We start from the raw sequence: 18,906 nt of genomic DNA on the forward strand, positions 1-18,906 counted from the left end.
TATTCAAACACTAAAACGGAACAACCGAAGGCCGATCAGCCTTCGGTATCCAGAAAACTGCGTAGACGTTCAGAACGTGAAGGATGCCGCAATTTGCGTAGCGCCTTGGCTTCAATCTGCCGAATGCGCTCACGCGTCACGTCGAATTGTTTACCCACCTCTTCCAGCGTGTGATCGGTATTCATTTCGATACCGAAACGCATACGCAGTACTTTTGCTTCACGCGGTGTCAGGGAATCCAGTATATCCTTGGTAACATCCCGCAGGCTGGCGTAGACTGCGGCGTCCGCGGGCGCCATGGTAGCTGAATCCTCGATAAAATCGCCCAGATGGGAATCCTCGTCATCGCCAATGGGCGTCTCCATGGAGATCGGCTCCTTGGAAATCTTGAGGATCTTGCGGATTTTCTCTTCCGGCATTTCCATTTTCTGAGCCAGCAGCGCCGGTTCCGGTTCCTGTCCGGTTTCCTGTAGAATCTGGCGCGAAATACGATTCATCTTGTTGATGGTTTCGATCATGTGCACCGGAATACGGATGGTGCGCGCTTGATCAGCGATGGAGCGGGTAATGGCCTGACGAATCCACCAGGTAGCGTACGTCGAAAACTTGTAACCCCGCCGATATTCAAATTTATCCACCGCTTTCATGAGCCCGATATTGCCTTCCTGTATGAGATCAAGGAATTGCAGCCCGCGGTTGGTATACTTTTTGGCAATGGAAATCACCAGCCGCAAATTGGCCTCGGTCATTTCGCGTTTGGCACGGCGTGCCTTGGCCTCTCCGGTGGACATGCGCCGGTTGATTTCCTTGAGATCCTTGAGCGGGATACCGACCCGCTTCTGCAGCGCCAACAGGTTCTCCTGCTGTTCAAGGATGGCCGGCTGGTAACGTCCCAGCGTCTGACTATACGGCTTGCCAACTGCGAGTTCCTGTGCCACCCAGTCAAAATTACTCTCGTTACCTGGAAAGCCTTTAATAAAGTGATTACGCGGCATACCCGCCTTGGTCACACATAGCTCCATGATCTTGCGCTCGTAGCCGCGCATTTCATCCACTAGGCCACGCTGAGTGTCACAGAGTCTCTCAACCATTTTTGCGGAGAAGCGAATGGCCATCAATTCGGCTGAAATATTCTCCTGCAGGTCTTTGTACGCCTTGTTGGTGGATCCCTTTTTTTCCAGCGCTTTCTGCATCTCGACATACGCCTGCTGAATCACCGCAAAACGCTCCAGCGCGTCATTCTTCAGCTTGAGTAAATTAGCGCTTGCTATCGCGGCGATATCTTCATCTTCCGTATTTTCCGCGCCCAATTCCTGCTCCAGCGTTTCATCGGAGATTTCCTCGTTGACCATTTCCTGATCATTCGGATCCAGCAATCCGTCTACCAATTCGTCAATACGCATCTCATCCCGCGCCACCTTGTCGGCGAGATCGAGTATTCCGGCGATAGTGGTTGGGCAGGCGGAAATTGCCTGGATCATATGCTTCAATCCATCTTCGATACGCTTTGCAATTTCGATTTCGCTCTCGCGTGTGAGCAATTCCACCGAGCCCATTTCCCGCATATACATGCGTACCGGATCGGTGGTACGGCCAAACTCGGAATCCACGGTGGAAAGCGCCGCCTCGGCTTCTTCCACCACGTCCTCATCGGCTACCGTAGGCGCGGTTTCGGACATCAACAGTGTTTCCGCGTCGGGCGCCTCATCATAAACAGAGATGCCCACATCATTGATCATGCTGATGATGTTTTCGATCTGCTCGGCATCCAGCATATCATCGGGAAGATGATCGTTGATCTCGGCATAAGTCAGATAGCCACGCTCCTTGCCCTGCACGATAAGGTTCTTCAGGCGCATGCGCCGCGCCTCAATGTCTTGCGGTGCGAGCGTGGTTTTCTCGACGTCTTTCGCCTGATTCTTGCCTTCCTTTATCGCCTTGGCTCTAGCTATTTTCGCGGTAAGCAAATTGGGCTCCGTGGCCGCCAGCACCGCCTTCTCGATCTCTGTCACACGGCCCGGTGCTTTAGCGGATAATTTCGCAACGGTCGTAATTTTTTCTTCCAACGCTTCCGCAGTCGCTTTTAGCGGCGATTTTGCCGTTTCCTTCAGCGGCTTCGTAACGGACTGGCTTGTTTCCCTTTTTCTCGCCACCTTGACTTTGTCGGCGGAATGACTCACAGCCGCGGCTTCTGAAGCCGCCGCCTTCGATTTTGCTCTTACCGTCACCTTGGCTTGCGTTTTCGCTTTTACCATGTCGATTCCCAGAAATAGTACGGCTGGTTGAGACCTAAAAATTTTTCGATTATATCAAAATTTTGTTAACGCTGTTCGGCTTATCGCTTTCACGATACGGCCAATCGCTGGAGTTCCTGCTTTTCCTCGGGGGTAAGCATGCTCAAGGGCTTGTTATGTAACCTTGTCATGCGTTGTTTACGTTGCATTTCCCGCAAGCGCGCCAGTGCACCGGAAAATTCCGCCTCCAGATCGATGTTGTTGTCCCACGCAAGTGTTTCGCTTTCGGCTTTTTGCAGCAGCACACGATGGGGGCTATCGTGAAAATATGTGATCGCCGAAGGTATTGCCGTGTCTTTTCCAAGATGGGGGTGAGTATCGATAAATTCAACCAGTGCTGACAGCGCTGCTATTTCTTCAGCATATTCCCGGCTTTCCACGAGCAGCGCTCTATCCAGCTTCCGAACATAGCCAGGATCGTATAACAATATTTGTATCAGCCAACGGCAGGGCGAAGCAGGCTGTGGCCGCGGCGCTCTTTCACGAAACGGAGAGGATGAAACGCGCCTGATCTTTAATAAATCCTCCAACTCCCTTTGGGTGGTGCCGCTGATCTCCGCCAATTGCTTTAACAGCATGAGTGCCAACCCCGGAGCTGTAACCCGTGCCAGCAGGGGCTTTGTATCCTGCACCAGTTTGGCGCGGCCTTCGCTGGTTGTCAGGTCGACACGTGCTGACAATTCCCTGAACAGAAAAACGGACAGCGGCAATGCTTGTTTGAGTAATCCCTCAAAAGCTTCCTTGCCGAAATTGCGGACATAACTGTCGGGATCCTCACCCTCAGGCAAAAAGAGGAAACCGATGTTCTTACCATCCAGAAACTGTGCAAGGCTGTCTTCCAGCGCACGCCATGCCGCTTTCCTGCCCGCATTATCTCCATCGAAACAAAACACCACATTGTCGGTCTGGCGCAAAAGCTTTTGTATGTGAAACGACGTAGTAGCGGTACCCAGGGCAGCCACGGCATATTCGATGCCATGCTGCGAAAGTGCCACGACATCCATATACCCCTCTACCATGACCACTCGTCCCGCCTCGCGAATCGGCCTGCGCGCAGCGAAGAGATTGTAGAGCTCGCGGCCCTTCTGAAACAGGGGTGTTTCGGGAGAATTGAGATATTTGGGTTCACCCTGTTCCAGCACCCGTCCGCCGAAACCGACGATTCTTCCCTTGAGGTCAAGAATGGGAAACATGATGCGGTCACGGAACCGGTCATAATGTTTGCCATCATCACTCTTGATGACCAAGCCGGCCTCCACCAGCAGATTTGTCTGTGCTTTCGCCGCGTAATCAGGAAATGCCGCGTCCAGGTTTCGCCAACCGGCCGGAGCGTAACCAACGGCAAAACGGGCAGCTGTCTCACCCGTCAAACCGCGCTTTTTCAGATAAGCAACGGCGCTTTCTGAATGCTTGAGCTGTTCCCGGTAAAACCGTGCGGCAACATTCATTACCTCAAGCAAATCCTGGAAAGAACTTTCTGTCCCGTGGGTTTTGTCTGGCACTGCGCTTGACGGGGATTCTGATCCGGGTGCTCGGCGAAAAGATTCAGGTTCCTGAGCGGGCACTTGCATTCCAACACGCGCTGCGAGGTCATTTATTGCTTCGACAAAATTCATGCCACCATATTCCATCACGAAGCCGATGGCGCTTCCGTGCGCGCCACAACCAAAACAGTGATAAAACTGCTTGGTGGGCGTTACCGTGAATGAAGGCGTTTTTTCACTGTGGAATGGGCAGCAGGCGGTGTAATTTGAGCCGGCCTTTCTGAGCGGCACGTCGCGTTCAATGACATCTACGATATCTACGCGGTTGAGCAAATCCTGAATGAATGATTGTGAGATCATTTATAGCGGATAAACCAATAATATCTCAGACGGCGTGCGAATCAGGAAAACCCGATCACACGATTTTCATTATAGGATGTTTTCTGAAAATGCAAGGGAACACGTTCCCCATACCGGCATATCCGCAAACAGGATGATGTGACTACCGCTCACGACAACGCACCGAAATATCAGCTAAGGAGCTTTGTTCTGACCAGCGCGGATACTTTACCCATGTCAGCCCGTCCGGAAAGCCTGGGCTTGAGCACCGCCATCACCCGCCCCATGTCCTGCTGCCCTTTCGCTCCAGTGGCTAAAATCGCGTCGGTTACAGCGCCTTCCACTTCAGCGTCGCTTAATGCTTCAGGCATATAACCCCGCAGCACATCAACCTCGTATTTCTCCGCATCGGCTAAATCCTGACGATGTGCAGCCTCGTATTGCGTAATAGAATCGCTACGCTGTTTGAGCATCTTTTCTATCACCGCAACGACCGCAGCGTCATCCAGCACAATGCGCTCGTCCACTTCGCGCTGCTTGATCGCGGCCTGCAACAACCGGATAGCATCGCGCCGCCTGGTGTCGCCCGCGCGCATTGCGGCTTTCATGTCCTCAGTGATTTGTTGCTTCAGATTCACAATAGAGATATTTGCCTATTTGCCAGGAACCCGTCGATTAAATCGCATATCGCATCAAGTATGGCCAGTTAATGATTCGGCCAGCAAAACCATGAGCTTATGAGACTGATATCTCTCTCGCAATCAATCCGTGATGGCGTGAAAGATCCATAGATAATTTTTATGACTAACTTTAACTAATAAAGTTTCGGGGGGAGCAACTGACTGCGCAGGCGTTTGTAGGTACGTTTAACCGCGGCGGCGAGCTTGCGCTTGCGTTCAGCGGTGGGCTTTTCGTAGAATTCCCTAGCACGTAATTCAGTGAGCAAACCGGTTTTTTCTATGGTACGCTTGAAACGACGCATGGCGACTTCAAATGGCTCGTTTTCCTTGACTTTAATGGTGGTCATGAAGATGTAGTCCCCTTCCTTGAAATGTAAATAATTGGATAAATGGCGTGTAACGAATGATGCAACGGATACAAAGCTCGCCATTATATAGCAGTACGTAATTCTGTTGTAAAAGACTAATTTTTCTCACACTCCATTGCTTGTACTTGGCATTGAAACTTCCTGCGACGAAACCGGCATTGCGCTCTACCACACGAAGCGCGGACTGCTGAGTCACGCGCTTTATTCGCAAACGGAAATGCACGGCGAGTATGGCGGCGTGGTGCCGGAGCTTGCCTCGCGCGACCATATCCGGCGAGTATTACCACTCATCAGACAAGTCTTGGCGGCGGCCAGTCTCGATCTGCGGGACATCGATGCAATCGCGTACACCCGGGGACCGGGACTGGCTGGAGCACTGCTGGTAGGGGCGAGTATTGCTGCAGCCCTGGGTTTCGCGCTGAAAATTCCGGTGCTGGGTATTCATCACCTTGAAGGGCATCTCCTGTCTCCGCTTTTATCCACCCCCGCGCCAGATTTTCCGTTTGTGGCGCTGCTGGTGTCGGGTGGCCATACCCAGTTGATGGAAGTGAGCGGCCTGGGGCAATACACGCTACTAGGCGAAACCGTGGACGATGCGGCGGGAGAAGCTTTTGATAAGACCGCGAAACTGCTGGGGCTGGGTTATCCCGGCGGACCGGCGTTATCGAAACTCGCCGATGAATTCTCCAGCTCGAATCAACAGAAACGCTTCAAACTCCCCCGCCCCATGCTCCATAGCGGCGACCTCAATTTCAGTTTCAGCGGTCTGAAAACCGCCGTGCTGACCCTGACAAATAAACACGAAATGACTGAGCAAGCCAGGGGCGGTATTGCCCTGGCTTTTCAGGAGGCTGTGGTAGACGTACTGACGGGAAAATCATTGGCGGCGCTGGCAAAAACCGGCTTGACTCAGCTGGTGGTCGCAGGCGGGGTAGGCGCCAACCGTCAATTACGTAGAAACCTCTGCCGTGACGCCGAGAAAATAGGCGCCACGGTTTTTTTTCCTGAGCTCGAATTTTGTACCGATAACGGCGCCATGATCGCATTCGCGGGGGCGATGCGGTTGCAGTCGCCAGGCATCCGGGATCAAAAGCCGGATGACACCTTTGCCATAAAGGCGCGATGGGATCTGGAAATTCAGGGAATGTCGCCGGAGGCTTAAACCGGACGCGCAGTCAAGGGGTACCGCGCGTACCGATACGGGTTTCTTTGCCCGCAATCAGGCTGGCGATATTCGACTTGTGCCGCCAGATGATTACCAGGGACATGATAAGAACGGCAAGAGTGCTTGCTTCGAAACCCAAAAAAAATAGTGCATAAATCGGCGCAAGCCCCGCCGCGACCAAAGCAGCCAGTGATGACATGCGCCAGATTACCGCGACCAGAATCCAGATGGCGACGGCCGATAACCCCATCCACGGATTGAGTCCCAATAAGACGCCAACGGCCGTCGCCACGCCTTTCCCTCCCTTGAACCGTAGGAATATCGGGAATATATGGCCCAAAAATACCGCCAGCGCTACTGCGGCAATCGCTTTATCATCCCCCCCGGCAGCAGGCATGAAATGTTGCGCCCATGCCACCGCCACCCAGCCTTTGCCGGCATCGCCCAGTAACGTGAATGCCGCCGCCGCTTTCTTCCCACTGCGCAGAACATTGGTTGCTCCGGGGTTCTTCGAGCCATACATGCGAGGATCGGGCAACTGAAATATCCAGCTCGCCAACACTCCAAAGGAGATGGATCCCAGCAAATAAGCCAGTGGTATAAGAACCATCAACGTCATGTCATTAGCGTCATCTTTGCAAATAGAATAAAATCCCAAGCTGATTTTACGTGAAAAACCTGCTTCCGCGACACGTTCCGGAAGCGCTTTAATTCCCTCCTAGATAATGGACATTATTTTCCTGCAGGAACTCAAGGTCAAAACATTGATTGGCATTTATCCGTGGGAACGCAATATCGCGCAGACCATCCAGCTCGATCTGGAAGTTGCGATGCCTACGAGCCGGGCCTGCCAGACAGACAATTTCGAGGATGCGCTGGATTACGCCTTTATTGTCCAACGTATCAATGAAACCCTGTCACAAAAACATTTCTCTCTGCTGGAGGCCTTGGCTGAGCACATCGCACAAATCATCCTGAAAGAATTTAAATCGCCGTGGGTCAAGGTCAGCGTGGCGAAGCTCAGTGCGATACGCGGCGTAAAGAAATTGGGAGTGTGCATTGAGCGCCGGTCAGAGACGGACTCATATATTTGAACCATGGCGTGGAATTTACCCACCGAACATAATAAGAACGAGGAGGCGGGTCTTCTCGGAGGGATTGAACTGACGGCCAGGCCTTAGGGGATCTACTTAGGGATCTATTCAGAAATTCCTCGGCAATTGCCGAAATCCAAAATTAAGTCCGTGCAACCGCGAGCATCAAATCTCAATCGAAATTGGGCCAAGTAAACAACCCGCCCCCAAGGAGCGGGCTGTTACTCATAATGCTTAGCTAGTCTACAACGCCGCAAACCGCGGAGATTTGACCCCAAAGAGATCCATCTTAACCCCGCTTGACCACGTACCTGCACCCCCTTTAAATGCGATGCCCGCTCACGATCAATGCATCAATGTAGTCTCGATCTCAGTAAACGTTTTAGCAACTTCCGTGGATGGAATGGAAGTACCCAATTGCTTCTCGATTTGCGTCAGTGAAAAAATACCACACACCGCCGGCTTGCCATCAGCGTCATTCTCCATTACCAGGGTATGTTGCCGGCCGGTATCCAGCAGGCTGGCGATAACATCGCCAACCCGGGCGTGGTGAATTTCCTCAATGGGGATCGCTTCCAACCGGTCGAGCGGAGTCATGATATCGGAAACCAGAATCTCATTGTGCTTCATTCTCCGCTCCTGAATAAAACGGAGCGGCTTCTCACCGAGAATATCGGTTGCGGTGATTAAACCATTGAGGGCTTGATCCTGATCTAATACCAGCAGGGAACGTATACCGCGCTGTATCATATATGTGTTTGCTGATTCCATTGTCATATGCAATTCGATTACCGCGGCATGGATATGCCGCAGATCGGTCATCACATCAAGGGCAGGAGATGTTAGCGTGACAGATTTTGGCGGAACGGGGCGAGTTACCCGCACAGCACCCGTCAGGCGCTGTGCGGGAAGGACGTGATAATCGGGCATGGTATTGTCCTCCAGCGTTGGTGAACGGGGGATATGCTTGAAATTGAAAAGACCGAATTTCAAACATCCCTGCATTGAACTTTACGCTCAACGGAATGATGGGTCAATACAACGTCAATTACTCAATACCATAAGAAACCACACAACTAGAAACGAAAAGCAGAATCTGGAAGTCTTTTTTAGAAAGAGATCCATGGGGAAGCCGCGCCTGGGAGTGCCATGGATCGAAATCCGGCAGCTGACCGCTCATTTTTAGATTGGTGACCGACCGGCCAGCCAGAACCGTCAAGGAATTACACCACAACGTGGCTCTTCCAGTTGCTCAAGCGGAACAACATCCTGCACAGAACCCACGTTGACTACAAAGAAATGCGCCATGATGTATCTCGATATAAATCGAGATACTTTTATAATCCGTCTCTGGTATAGTTCAGAGGAAGCGGTATTGCAACCGGCTCGAAAGTGTTTAGTGTAGCCGGGACGATTCACTCGGTTATCAAGGAGCGCACTTATGAGAACCCGTTCGTTACTCTTGGCAGGTGTCGTAGCATTGATTGCTTCCGGATGCGCGTCGGGTCCACCGCTCATTGATAGCATGCAGCCCGAAGCCGTGTCGATGGCTGCACGCCGCGCGCAGTTTGAAATGAATTGCCCTGCGGCCAACGCGGAAGTGATTTCACGCGAGACCATACAACCGGTCAGTGTCAGGTGGGGAGTAGAGCGCGTGGAATATACGATTGGCGTTGCCGGATGTGGGCAGCGCGCAACATACGTCGTCATTTGTTCGCAGAATAATTCGAGCTGCTTCGCTGGTGGGGGACGCACCGCAATACATCAGTGATTCTTGTCTGAGCGGGCTTAAAGTACCTCAGGTTGAGCGGTTTACTCCAGATGCCCCCGGCTGGGCCGTTTGACAATGATCATGGGCTCTAATGCATTCCGAGCCAGCACATTCTTCAATCTCGTCGTTCAATCGCCGTAACATGGATATCGGGTCTGCCGCCTGCGTAATGGGCCTGCCGATAACCAGATAATCTGCGCCATTTTCGATCGCCTGCCGTGGCGTTGTTATCCGTTTCTGCTCGTCCACGGAAGCATCGATAGGACGGATTCCCGGTGTGACCAGACAAAAATCCCCCCCATGACTTGCCTGAGCCGCGGCGCTTCCTGGGCGGAGCATACGACTCCATCCAGTCCGCAATCATTTGCCAGCAGTGCCAGTCGCTGTACGACATCCTGTGGATCCCCATTCAAGCCGATCTCGTTCAGGTCACTGCGCTCCATGCTGGTAAGCAGGGTCACAGCGATAAGCTTGGCCGTTCCTGTTGGGACTGCCTGCCGGGCGGCGGATAGCATTCTTCTTCCACCCAGAGCGTGGATGTTCATCATCCATACCCCCAGGCCTGCCGCGGCCTTGCATGCATTTGCTACGGTGCTTGGAATATCGTGAAATTTCAAGTCCAGGAAAACTTCAAAACCTTTACCCATTATTTCAGCCACCACCCGCGGCCCGGCGGCGGTAAAAAGCTCCTTGCCCACCTTTACCCGGCACGATCCCGGTTCAAGCCTGTCCGTAAGGGCTAGCGCCTGTTTTGCGTCAGGAAAATCCAGCGCAACGATAATGCGAGGATCGCTCGTGCGATCAACTCTGTTACTCACTGAATTGCGAGTAAGCGTTCCGTGTTTATCCATGCTCATCCAGCGAGGGATATTTTTTCCTGAATATCGCAATTTCCCGTCTTTGTCTGGATATCTTACCGAGGCAGGGCAGAATACCGATAGCCACCCCGAGAGCAAAAAATAATAATATTACCAGCACAAGGGACGCCTGCCATTCGTAGCCAAAATAATAACGCAGCGTCACCGTTTCAGCATTTCTTACGGCAAAGCCAAGCAGCAATAGAAACAGAACAATACGCAGGAACCATATCAGATAACGCATGACCCTAAATCCGGTAGTTGACCGCTCATTTAATAGATCAGTGTTATGATTAATAACAATATTTCATATTATTTGACTCTCACCTTCCGGGTGAGGTCCGCTACGAGGTGAATTGCACCGTTTTTACGGCACATAGCTGCGTTGCAACTTCTTGCCCCGCACCCCAAAAACCGCACACTTCACCCCTCGTCCAACTACCGGATTTAAGATAATCCCAAGTTCCCGCAGCAAGTCAAAAAAGCGGCAGATCTCGCGACCTGCCGCCATTATACGCATCTACATCTTACGATTTTTTAGTTCTTTTGATCGACCCGCTCACGCATTTCCTTCCCTGCCTTGAAATGAGGAACATACTTCTCCGGAACACGCACTTTTTCTCCGGATTTCGGGTTGCGTCCGATACGTGGCGGCCGATAGTTCAGATCGAAGCTGCCAAATCCACGAATTTCAATGCGCTGCCCCTGTGACAGACTCTTGGCCATGGCATCAAGTATCACCTTGACCGCAAACTCGGCATCCTTCGCCACTAACTGCGGATAACGGGCTGCAAGCTTTGAGATCAATTCGGACTTTGTCATGGGCAATCCCTATTGTTCAGTATTTTTGACATCCATCTTGGCTTTAAGCAGTGCACCCAGACTGGTGGTTCCGGCATTGACGGAGCTGTCGCTGGTAACTTTCTGCATGGCATCGGATTCCTCCGACATGTCCTTGGCCTTGATGGAAAGATTAATACCCCGGTTCTTGCGATCAACATTAATAATCATCGCCTCAACCGTATCGCCCTCTTTCAAGTGGGTACGAATATCCTCAACCCGGTCACGCGATACTTCCGATGCGCGCAGATAACCTTCCACATCGTTTTCCAGCGCGATCACCGCACCCTTGGCATCAATTGACTTGACGGTACCCTTGACGATACTGTTCTTGTCATTCACCGAGACAAAGCTGTTGAATGGATCACCTTCCATCTGCTTGATACCCAGCGAAATACGTTCGCGTTCGACATCAATGGACAGTACCATCGCCTCAACTTCATCGCCTTTCTTGTAATTACGTACCGCTTCTTCGCCTGGCTGATTCCACGACAGGTCGGATAAATGCACTAATCCATCTATACCGCCTTGCAATCCGATGAACACGCCAAAATCGGTAATGGATTTAATTTGCCCGCGCACTTTATCGCTTTTTTGATGATTCATGGCAAAGTCATCCCAAGGATTCACCTTGCATTGCTTCATACCCAGCGAGATACGTCTGCGTTCCTCATCGATTTCAAGAATCATCACTTCGACTTCGTCACCCAGTTGCACCACCTTGGACGGATACACATTCTTGTTGGTCCAATCCATTTCAGATACATGCACCAGCCCTTCAATACCCTGCTCGATTTCAACAAACGCGCCATAATCCGTCAGATTACTGACTTTGCCGAATAGACGGGTATTTTGCGGATAACGCCGGGAGAGTCCTACCCATGGGTCTTCGCTCAACTGCTTCATACCCAGTGAAACGCGGTTTTTCTCCTGATCAAATTTGAGCACCTTGGCGGTTACCTCATCGCCGACATTGATGACTTCGGATGGATGTTTCACTCGCCGCCATGCAAGATCCGTGATATGCAACAGGCCATCTATACCGCCCAGATCCACGAACGCGCCGTAATCGGTAATATTCTTGACAATACCTTTGACCACCGCACCTTCCGCCAGGTTTGCGAGCAACGACTGACGATCCGCGCCCTGGCTTTCTTCCAGAACCGCGCGACGCGATACCACTACGTTGTTCCGCTTGCGGTCAAGTTTGATAACCTTGAATTCCATTTCCTTGTTTTCGTACGGCGTGGTGTCTTTGACCGGCCGGATATCCACCAGCGATCCCGGCAGAAAAGCGCGGATGCCGTTAATCATGGCGGTCAGGCCACCCTTGACTTTGCCGCTTACCAGGCCGCATACAATAGCGCCACTTTCCATGGCGGCTTCCAGGTCATGCCAGGCCGTCAGGCGCTTGGCCTTGTCGCGCGACAGGCGGGTCTCGCCATACCCGTCTTCAAGCGCTTCGATTGCAACACTAACGAAATCACCAGGTTTGACCTCGATTTCGCCTTTGTCATTCTTGAATTCTTCAACAGGAATAAAACTTTCCGATTTGAGCCCAGCGTTCACGACAACGATGTTGTAGTCAACCCGGACAACCTCGGCGGTGATGACTTCACCGACCCGCATTTCCTGGCGGGAAAGACTTTCTTCAAATAGCGCCGCAAAACTTTCGGGGGAATCTGTAGCGGAGGAAGCGATGGCCATTATAAAAAATACCTGATTTGAGATCCCATCAAACAAGAATTTGACGGGGTAAGTAGGTTAATAATAACTGCCTGAATGCAAAATCCACTCTCTTGCCGTTTATCAAAGAGGGTGATGCAGCAGCACCGGGTCGACTATCGAGAACTATGTTTCCTTTGATACACTAAAAATCCTGATTTTGTGCAAATATCATTACTACAATAAAAATTCCGTTATATCTCAAGATGTTACTGCGTCAGCTTTTATGTTTTATTTGCCGGCTTACTCCAGCCTTCTGTGCCGGTTCGGTCCCAAACTTATTGAACCCAATTTATTTGATGAACGAACTGGCAATGAGCTTGAGCTTTCCTGAAATCCTGGAATTTCCAGAGACGCCTCTCCGCTTAAATTTCAGCGTATTGTCTAAGTATACAATCCACCGCCTGTCCGATATCGAGCGAAGTCGTATCCAATAAACTTGTACCCTCACCCTGTTGCAAGGGCGCCACACTACGACCGCTGTCACGCGCGTCGCGCTCCCGCAGATCCTGCAAAAGGGTGGAGATATTAGCATCTATCCCTTTTTCCATCAACTGTTTATACCGCCGCTGTGCGCGTGTTTCCGCACTCGCGGTAAGAAATATTTTGAGAGCGGCATCAGGAAACACCACTGAGCCCATGTCGCGGCCATCCGCCACCAGGCCGGGAAACTGGCGAAATGCGCGCTGCCGCTCCAAAAGCGCCACTCTAACCCGCGGATAAGTGGCAATTCTGGAGGCCGCGTTGCTGCATGCTTCCGCGCGGATCGCATCGGTAACATTTTCGCTCTCCAGCCAGATTTCCGCATCTTCAAAAACAACATCGAGCCGGGCGGCAATATCGCTCAGAACATGCTCATCCGCCAGGTCGGCGTCCGATCGCATTGCTGACAATGCCACCAGACGATAAAGCGCGCCGCTGTCGAGATAATGAAACCCAAGCTTCCCCGCAACGCGTTGCGCAACCGTGCCCTTGCCGGACGCGGAAGGACCATCAATCGCGATAACCGGGATGTCATTAATAACCATAAGAAAACCTCGATAAAGTTTCCATTTCTATTTGTCTACCCAAGTCAGGCTCTGACTATTGCCGCGAATTTTTCGAAATAATCGGGAAACGTCTTGGTTACGCAGCCGGGGTCGTTTATCCGCAGCGGAACACCCAGTGATGCCAACGAGAAGCACATGGCCATACGGTGATCGTCATACGTATCAACGATCGCGTGCGCGGCAAGATTCCCATCCGGCGGCGGCGTGACGCGCAGAAAATCCGGCCCCTCCTCCACCACGGCACCGAATTTGCGAAGCTCTCGCGCCATTGCCGCAAGACGGTCGGTTTCCTTCACCCGCCAACTGGCGATATTCCGAAGCGTGGTAGTACCCTTTGCGAACAACGCCACCACTGCAAGCGTCATGGCGGCATCGGGAATATGATTACAGTCAAGGTCAATCGCCCGCAGATCACCGGATTCCGGTGCACCAGCCTCAATCCAATCGTATCCCCGCCTGATACAGGCTCCCATTTTTTCCAGGGCTTCAGCAAAACGGATATCTCCCTGAAGGCTTCCATGCCCTATTCCTTCCACTCTTACCGGGCCGGTGCCGACAACACCCGCGGCGAGAAAATATGAAGCGGAGGAGGCATCCCCTTCAACAAATATTTCCCCGGGACTGCAATAGCGCTGTCCTCCGGGCAGTGCGAAATGGCGCCATCCTTCATGCTCAACATGCACGCCGAAACGGCCCATCAGGGCAATGGTCAGTTCGATATAAGGCCGCGAGATCAACTCTCCCGTCACCGTTATCGCCGGTGTTTCACCCTCAACCGGCACAAACAGGGGCAATGCCATCAGCAACCCGGTCAGAAACTGACTGGATACATCGCCCTTAACGGTTATCGCGCTAATCCGAATCCGGGCCGGTTGGATCTGCAGTGGCGGAAAACCTTCTTCACCGAGATAAGTGATATCCGCACCCACCTGACGTAATGCATCCACCAGATCTCCGATGGGCCGCTCATGCATGCGCGATGTGCCCGATAACCGGTAACGTCCCTGTGCCAGCGCCAGTACGGCAGTCAATGGGCGGAAAACCGTGCCTGCATTACCCAGAAATAAATCCGCCTCATTGACCGGGAAACGCAAGGGAAGTTGTCCACCGATACCCTGGACACGATAATCACTCCCATCGATCTGAACGATGGTTACGCCCAAGGTCTGCAGTGCATCCAGCATCCGTGCCGTATCATCGGAGGCAAGCAAATTACGTATATGGGTCACGCCATTTGCCAGCGCGGCAAGCAGCAGAATACGATTGGAAATGCTCTTGGAGCCAGGCAGGCGCACCACGCCTTCAGCGGACTTAACCACCGGGAGATCAAGAAACTTCATATCATGCTTCGCGGGTAAGATCATCTACCGCCAGAAGATTCTGTGTTTGACATTTGTCAGCTACTTCCTTTTTAGATCCCGTACATACAATGCAGGCTCACTTCTGGTTTCCAATATCGCGGTATCGTTATCTGCACCAAGTTTGAATAAAACCGTATGTTGGCCGAAAGCCTGCTGAAAGAAGGCAGAAACCTGACAAGAAAGTTCGCTATTATAATCAACTCTGGAAGGTTTCCCCGGTTTTCCCTTTTCCGGTTGCTAAAGCCTGTCGGACTTGAAGAATCGAAGCGAAAAATTGACTGGGCAAAACTCGGCAACCCGTACTGAAGGAAGTCTCAAAATGCCACATTGGTTCAAAGATAACTCGCAATCCATCGGACACACGCCACTGATCCGGCTTAACCGCATCACCGATGGCGCCCCGGCGACGGTGCTGGCCAAGATCGAGGGGCGCAACCCTGCTTATTCCGTAAAATGCCGCATCGGGACGGCAATGATCGAGGATGCGGAAGCCCGTGGACTGCTCGGTCCCGGAAAAGAACTGGTGGAACCAACCAGCGGCAACACCGGTATTGCACTGGCATTCGTTGCTGCCGCGCGCGGCCTGCCACTGACCTTGACCATGCCGGAAACCATGAGCCTGGAACGCCGCAAACTGCTCGCCGCTTATGGTGCAAAACTGATTCTGACGGAAGGCGCACGCGGTATGAAAGGCGCGGTAGCGAAAGCCGAGGAAATTGTCGCCTCCGATCCCAGCCGGTTCGTGTTACTCCAGCAATTCACCAACCCCGCCAATCCGGCCATCCATGAGCGAACCACGGGACCGGAAATCTGGAACGACACCGATGGCGCCGTTGATATTTTTGTTTCCGGTGTAGGCACAGGCGGTACCATAACCGGTGTTTCACGCTACATCAAAAAGACCAGGGGAAAAGCAATCATTTCGGTCGCGGTCGAGCCATCCGCCAGCCCGGTGCTCACCCAGCAACGTGCCGGTGAACCGCTCAAGCCCGGACCGCACAAAATTCCTGGAATTGGAGCGGGCTTTGTCCCGGAAAACGTGGAACTCTCGCTAGTGGATGAAATCGAGCAAGTCAGCAATGAGGAAGCCATACTCTACGCACGCCGTCTTGCGCGTGAGGAAGGCATTATTTCCGGGGTTTCGTGCGGCGCCGCTGTAGCGATTGCGGCACGCTATGCCCAGCGTCCGGAGAATGCGGGTAAAACAATCGTCGTTATCCTGCCGGATTCCGGCGAACGTTACCTGAGCTCCATCCTCTTCGAGGACGTGTTTGATACGCGCGGGCTGACGGCATAATGGCAGAGTTCAAAAAAACGGAGCACTCATCATTGAAAGGGACAGGTTTGGAAATTGACACGGTTGTGGCCGAGTTACGTACCTTGCGTGTGGAATCGCTGGAAAACCGGCAGAGACGGGATAGCCCCCCCAAACTTCCCTCCCGCAAAATACTGATTGGCATCGCGGATGGATTGAGCGCCGTGCTGTTTCCTCACCGCCTGGGCTTACCGGAACTCACCAATCAGAGCGTCGATTATTACGTTGGTCATATGCTGGATGTGACACTCCGGGATTTGCTGGTGCAAGTGCGCCGTGAACTGCGCTTTGTATCCGGTCTCGACGCTACAAGCAATACGGATCGCGAGCAAGCCGCCGCCATTGCCCAGGCATTTGCCAAACGGTTGCCGCATATTCGCAGTTTACTGGAAAGCGATATTCAGGCCGCTTACGAAGGAGATCCAGCCGCGCGTAGCGTCGACGAAATACTGGTCTGCTATCCCGGATTTACCGCCATCACGCATTATCGGCTCGCCCATGAATTGCACTCTCTTGGCGCACCATTGATTGCTCGCATGATTTCCGAGATCGCTCATTCCGCCACCGGCATCGAGATCCATCCAGGTGCGCAGATTGGCGGCAGTTTTTTCATTGACCATGGCACCGGCGTCGTCATCGGTGAAACCGCCATCATTGGCGAACACGTACGGCTATATCAGGCGGTGACTCTCGGCGCCAAGCGCTTTCCGGTGGATGAACATGGCTCACTGGTAAAGGGCAATCTACGGCATCCCATTGTCGAAGATGATGTGGTCATCTATGCTGGCGCCACCATTCTGGGCCGCATTACCATCGGCCGTGGCTCGACCATCGGCGGCAACGTCTGGCTCACGCGCAGCGTTCCTCCTGGCAGTAACATCTCACAGGCGCAGATACGCAATGAGGTATTCGACGGAGGCGCCGGGATCTAACCGATATCGCATCGCCGTTGCTGACCGCTGACTTCTTCTTTGGCAATCGAATCCCAAATAGCACTTCAACAATAAGCGGGCCCCTGCGACGACACCCAATTTTGATCTTATCTTCGAAAGGATTGATAGCATTTCAGGACAGCGCCTGGCACCCTCAAGGCACCAGGCGTTTCCTCGCCGGGTTGACGCCCGGCAGGTCAATACCTAGACTGTATGGAAAGTTAAGCAATATCTGTCATTTTCGAGCATAACCGTAGAACAACAAGAGATATTATGTACGCGAAATGCATTAAGTGCGGAAGCGAGAAGACGCACAGCTCTCGTGTGCGTCCAGGTGAACGAACCCTGGAAAGGTTGTTTCTCAGACCCATGCGCTGCCGCGAATGCAAAGAACGCTTCTGGGTGCGAAACCCCAATGCGTATATCGCAGCGGGGGCAACCCTGGCTATAAGCGGACTGTTTGTTGGTGCGGTTTGGTTGATCATATCAGCCAATATGGCTGATGGATACATCGCGACGGAAACTGGATCGGAGCAGCCTGCCGTTTCTGAAGCTGCTAAACTTTATCGCGATCCCTTGACACCGCAGGACGCAAGGAATACCGATAACAACAAGTCCTCCGACCGTAAAATAATCCCTGACGCACAGCCGGCAACGTCCAGTGCACAGAAGCTTGCCGATGATCACTATTTCAGAGTGCGGTTGTATCAGGAAAACGCGGAAAAGGGAGATAGCGATGCGCAATACAAACTTGGGTTGTTATATCTCACCGGGAATGGTGCCCTGCAGGATTTCGACGAAGCTGCCAGATGGCTTAAATTGGCCGCAGAACAGGGCTATGCGCTTGCACAGTATGAGCTGGGCCTGATTTATCGTACCGGTCATGGTTTCGCTATTGATCCGGTAAAGAGCTACATGTGGCTGAATCTTGCGGCCGCAGCCGGCATCCAGCAGGCTGTGACGGCCCGGGATGAGGTTATGAGATCTCTCAGCGCCAAGCAACTTGCGCAGGCACAAAAGATTTCTCGTGAGTGGCTCGCCTCACGACCCAAATCCGAACCATACGTGCCGGAAGCTGCAGGCATGAAAAGTAAAGTATCCCCCGCCAGTCCCGCCAGTGAGCCGGATGCCGCATTCTCCGGTCAGACCGAGTAAAGGGCATTACCGGAAGCTGAACTAGGCGGACAGCGTTTTGGGTACAGGCAAGACGAATAACGCGGAATAATGTACGGGCGAAGCAGCGCCTTTCGGAAGAAGGTGTAACCCGTAGCGAGCGTCCATGGAACCTGAGCGTGGTCGCGGCATCCCCAATGCTACTTTGACCCCGCTTCGCGGAGCCCTGCATACGACGCCTCTGGGGGCGCCTCCGGGGGCACTTCCAAGGCGGGGAACAACGTAGCCGTGTGCGCAAAGACCATGCAATCCGCAGCGAACTCACAAAAAGGGTGAAGTCAAATGTCGCAAAAAGTTTTTGGAAGTCATGGTACCGAACTTAATAAAATTGAGTGAAAATAAGCGGTCAGCCGCCCCATTCAGGCTGAATTAAAGAAGAACTCCCATGGAAAAACTTCCACCCAGATCAGAAAAACCAATCCCACCATGACCGACTGAGAACCTGACCCTGTCAGGCTC

Annotated in this window: 17 protein-coding genes and 1 pseudogene; 6 read left to right on the forward strand and 12 right to left on the reverse strand. The window is 52.5% G+C overall.

All coding sequences use genetic code 11. The features are described 5' to 3' along the window. Positions 1-35: 35 nt before the first annotated feature. The 4 genes from rpoD to rpsU all read right to left on the reverse strand — a co-directional run bounded on the left by rpoD (position 36) and on the right by rpsU (position 5,144). On the reverse strand, positions 36-2,255 hold the full coding sequence (gene rpoD / locus BLR00_RS14400; RefSeq protein WP_107797596.1) for an RNA polymerase sigma factor RpoD: 2,220 nt from the start codon (positions 2,253-2,255) through the stop codon (positions 36-38). A gap of 89 nt (positions 2,256-2,344) precedes the next feature. Beyond that, positions 2,345-4,138 (reverse strand): DNA primase, encoded by a 1,794-nt coding sequence (dnaG, locus tag BLR00_RS14405; protein WP_074633833.1) that lies wholly within the window; start codon positions 4,136-4,138, stop codon positions 2,345-2,347. Between the two features lie 170 nt (positions 4,139-4,308). After that, positions 4,309-4,755: a GatB/YqeY domain-containing protein gene (locus BLR00_RS14410; protein ID WP_074633834.1), complete on the reverse strand. Its 447-nt coding sequence runs from the start codon at positions 4,753-4,755 to the stop codon at positions 4,309-4,311. A 176-nt stretch (positions 4,756-4,931) separates the two neighbouring features. Beyond that, positions 4,932-5,144 carry a 30S ribosomal protein S21 gene (gene rpsU / locus BLR00_RS14415; RefSeq protein ID WP_004179462.1) on the reverse strand — a complete coding sequence of 71 codons (213 nt, stop codon included), beginning with the start codon at positions 5,142-5,144 and terminating at the stop codon, positions 4,932-4,934. Between the two features lie 136 nt (positions 5,145-5,280). Here rpsU and tsaD point away from each other — a divergent pair, with 136 nt between their 5' ends. Beyond that, on the forward strand, positions 5,281-6,327 hold the full coding sequence (tsaD, locus tag BLR00_RS14420) for a tRNA (adenosine(37)-N6)-threonylcarbamoyltransferase complex transferase subunit TsaD (RefSeq protein WP_074633835.1): 1,047 nt from the start codon (positions 5,281-5,283) through the stop codon (positions 6,325-6,327). A gap of 13 nt (positions 6,328-6,340) precedes the next feature. Here the strand turns inward: tsaD and plsY are convergent, their stop codons facing one another. Next, complete coding sequence (gene plsY, locus BLR00_RS14425) at positions 6,341-6,949, reverse strand: glycerol-3-phosphate 1-O-acyltransferase PlsY (RefSeq protein WP_074633836.1); 609 nt, start codon at positions 6,947-6,949, stop codon at positions 6,341-6,343. A gap of 106 nt (positions 6,950-7,055) precedes the next feature. On the opposite strand from plsY, the gene folB reads away from it, so the two are divergent. Then, the gene (gene folB / locus BLR00_RS14430; RefSeq protein ID WP_074633837.1) at positions 7,056-7,424 is read left to right on the forward strand and encodes a dihydroneopterin aldolase; all 369 of its coding nucleotides are present in this window, start codon (positions 7,056-7,058) and stop codon (positions 7,422-7,424) included. Positions 7,425-7,769: 345 nt separating this feature from the next. Here folB and BLR00_RS14435 read toward each other — a convergent pair whose 3' ends face one another. Beyond that, positions 7,770-8,417, reverse strand: a complete 648-nt coding sequence (locus BLR00_RS14435; RefSeq protein ID WP_256324163.1) for a CBS domain-containing protein — start codon at positions 8,415-8,417, stop codon at positions 7,770-7,772. A gap of 448 nt (positions 8,418-8,865) precedes the next feature. Between BLR00_RS14435 and BLR00_RS14440 the strand changes: the two genes are divergently transcribed. Then, the gene (locus tag BLR00_RS14440) at positions 8,866-9,195 is read left to right on the forward strand and encodes a hypothetical protein (protein WP_074633838.1); all 330 of its coding nucleotides are present in this window, start codon (positions 8,866-8,868) and stop codon (positions 9,193-9,195) included. Between the two features lie 27 nt (positions 9,196-9,222). Here BLR00_RS14440 and pyrF read toward each other — a convergent pair. The 6 genes and pseudogenes from pyrF to aroA all read right to left on the reverse strand — a co-directional run bounded on the left by pyrF (position 9,223) and on the right by aroA (position 15,006). After that, positions 9,223-10,046: pseudogene (gene pyrF / locus BLR00_RS14445) on the reverse strand (orotidine-5'-phosphate decarboxylase). Next, positions 10,039-10,296, reverse strand: coding sequence for a LapA family protein (locus BLR00_RS14450; protein ID WP_074633839.1), 258 nt, complete (start codon positions 10,294-10,296; stop codon positions 10,039-10,041). The pseudogene pyrF and the gene BLR00_RS14450 overlap by 8 nt, the downstream one beginning before the upstream one ends. Before the next feature lie 293 nt (positions 10,297-10,589). Continuing rightward, on the reverse strand, positions 10,590-10,874 hold the full coding sequence (locus BLR00_RS14455) for an integration host factor subunit beta (RefSeq protein ID WP_074633840.1): 285 nt from the start codon (positions 10,872-10,874) through the stop codon (positions 10,590-10,592). Positions 10,875-10,883: 9 nt separating this feature from the next. Continuing rightward, on the reverse strand, positions 10,884-12,599 hold the full coding sequence (gene rpsA, locus BLR00_RS14460) for a 30S ribosomal protein S1 (RefSeq protein ID WP_074633841.1): 1,716 nt from the start codon (positions 12,597-12,599) through the stop codon (positions 10,884-10,886). A 383-nt stretch (positions 12,600-12,982) separates the two neighbouring features. Beyond that, positions 12,983-13,645: a (d)CMP kinase gene (gene cmk / locus BLR00_RS14465; protein ID WP_074633842.1), complete on the reverse strand. Its 663-nt coding sequence runs from the start codon at positions 13,643-13,645 to the stop codon at positions 12,983-12,985. 44 nt (positions 13,646-13,689) lie between these two features. After that, the gene (gene aroA / locus BLR00_RS14470; RefSeq protein WP_074634338.1) at positions 13,690-15,006 is read right to left on the reverse strand and encodes a 3-phosphoshikimate 1-carboxyvinyltransferase; all 1,317 of its coding nucleotides are present in this window, start codon (positions 15,004-15,006) and stop codon (positions 13,690-13,692) included. Between the two features lie 340 nt (positions 15,007-15,346). Here aroA and cysK point away from each other — a divergent pair, with 340 nt between their 5' ends. The 3 genes from cysK to BLR00_RS14485 all read left to right on the forward strand — a co-directional run bounded on the left by cysK (position 15,347) and on the right by BLR00_RS14485 (position 18,429). Further along, entirely contained in the window at positions 15,347-16,324 is a 978-nt protein-coding gene (cysK, locus tag BLR00_RS14475; protein WP_074633843.1) for a cysteine synthase A, read from the forward strand. Then, positions 16,324-17,274, forward strand: coding sequence for a serine O-acetyltransferase EpsC (epsC, locus tag BLR00_RS14480; protein ID WP_074633844.1), 951 nt, complete (start codon positions 16,324-16,326; stop codon positions 17,272-17,274). The genes cysK and epsC overlap by 1 nt, the downstream gene beginning before the upstream one ends. 495 nt (positions 17,275-17,769) lie before the next feature. Further along, positions 17,770-18,429, forward strand: coding sequence for a tetratricopeptide repeat protein (locus tag BLR00_RS14485; RefSeq protein ID WP_256324164.1), 660 nt, complete (start codon positions 17,770-17,772; stop codon positions 18,427-18,429). The last annotated feature ends 477 nt before the right edge of the window (positions 18,430-18,906 follow it).

The organism is Nitrosospira multiformis (assembly GCF_900103165.1).
Classification (GTDB): Bacteria; Pseudomonadota; Gammaproteobacteria; order Burkholderiales; family Nitrosomonadaceae; genus Nitrosospira; species Nitrosospira multiformis_D.

Coding starts and splice junctions, on each gene's coding strand:
- rpoD (WP_107797596.1), bottom strand. CDS start 2,255: ATGGTAAAAGCGAAAACGCAAGCCAAGGTGACGGTAAGAGCAAAATCG.
- dnaG (WP_074633833.1), bottom strand. CDS start 4,138: ATGATCTCACAATCATTCATTCAGGATTTGCTCAACCGCGTAGATATC.
- rpsU (WP_004179462.1), bottom strand. CDS start 5,144: ATGACCACCATTAAAGTCAAGGAAAACGAGCCATTTGAAGTCGCCATG.
- plsY (WP_074633836.1), bottom strand. CDS start 6,949: ATGACGTTGATGGTTCTTATACCACTGGCTTATTTGCTGGGATCCATC.
- folB (WP_074633837.1), top strand. CDS start 7,056: ATGGACATTATTTTCCTGCAGGAACTCAAGGTCAAAACATTGATTGGC.
- BLR00_RS14440 (WP_074633838.1), top strand. CDS start 8,866: ATGAGAACCCGTTCGTTACTCTTGGCAGGTGTCGTAGCATTGATTGCT.
- BLR00_RS14450 (WP_074633839.1), bottom strand. CDS start 10,296: ATGCGTTATCTGATATGGTTCCTGCGTATTGTTCTGTTTCTATTGCTG.
- BLR00_RS14455 (WP_074633840.1), bottom strand. CDS start 10,874: ATGACAAAGTCCGAATTGATCTCAAAGCTTGCAGCCCGTTATCCGCAG.
- rpsA (WP_074633841.1), bottom strand. CDS start 12,599: ATGGCCATCGCTTCCTCCGCTACAGATTCCCCCGAAAGTTTTGCGGCG.
- cmk (WP_074633842.1), bottom strand. CDS start 13,645: ATGGTTATTAATGACATCCCGGTTATCGCGATTGATGGTCCTTCCGCG.
- aroA (WP_074634338.1), bottom strand. CDS start 15,006: ATGAAGTTTCTTGATCTCCCGGTGGTTAAGTCCGCTGAAGGCGTGGTG.
- cysK (WP_074633843.1), top strand. CDS start 15,347: ATGCCACATTGGTTCAAAGATAACTCGCAATCCATCGGACACACGCCA.
- epsC (WP_074633844.1), top strand. CDS start 16,324: ATGGCAGAGTTCAAAAAAACGGAGCACTCATCATTGAAAGGGACAGGT.
- BLR00_RS14485 (WP_256324164.1), top strand. CDS start 17,770: ATGGCTGATGGATACATCGCGACGGAAACTGGATCGGAGCAGCCTGCC.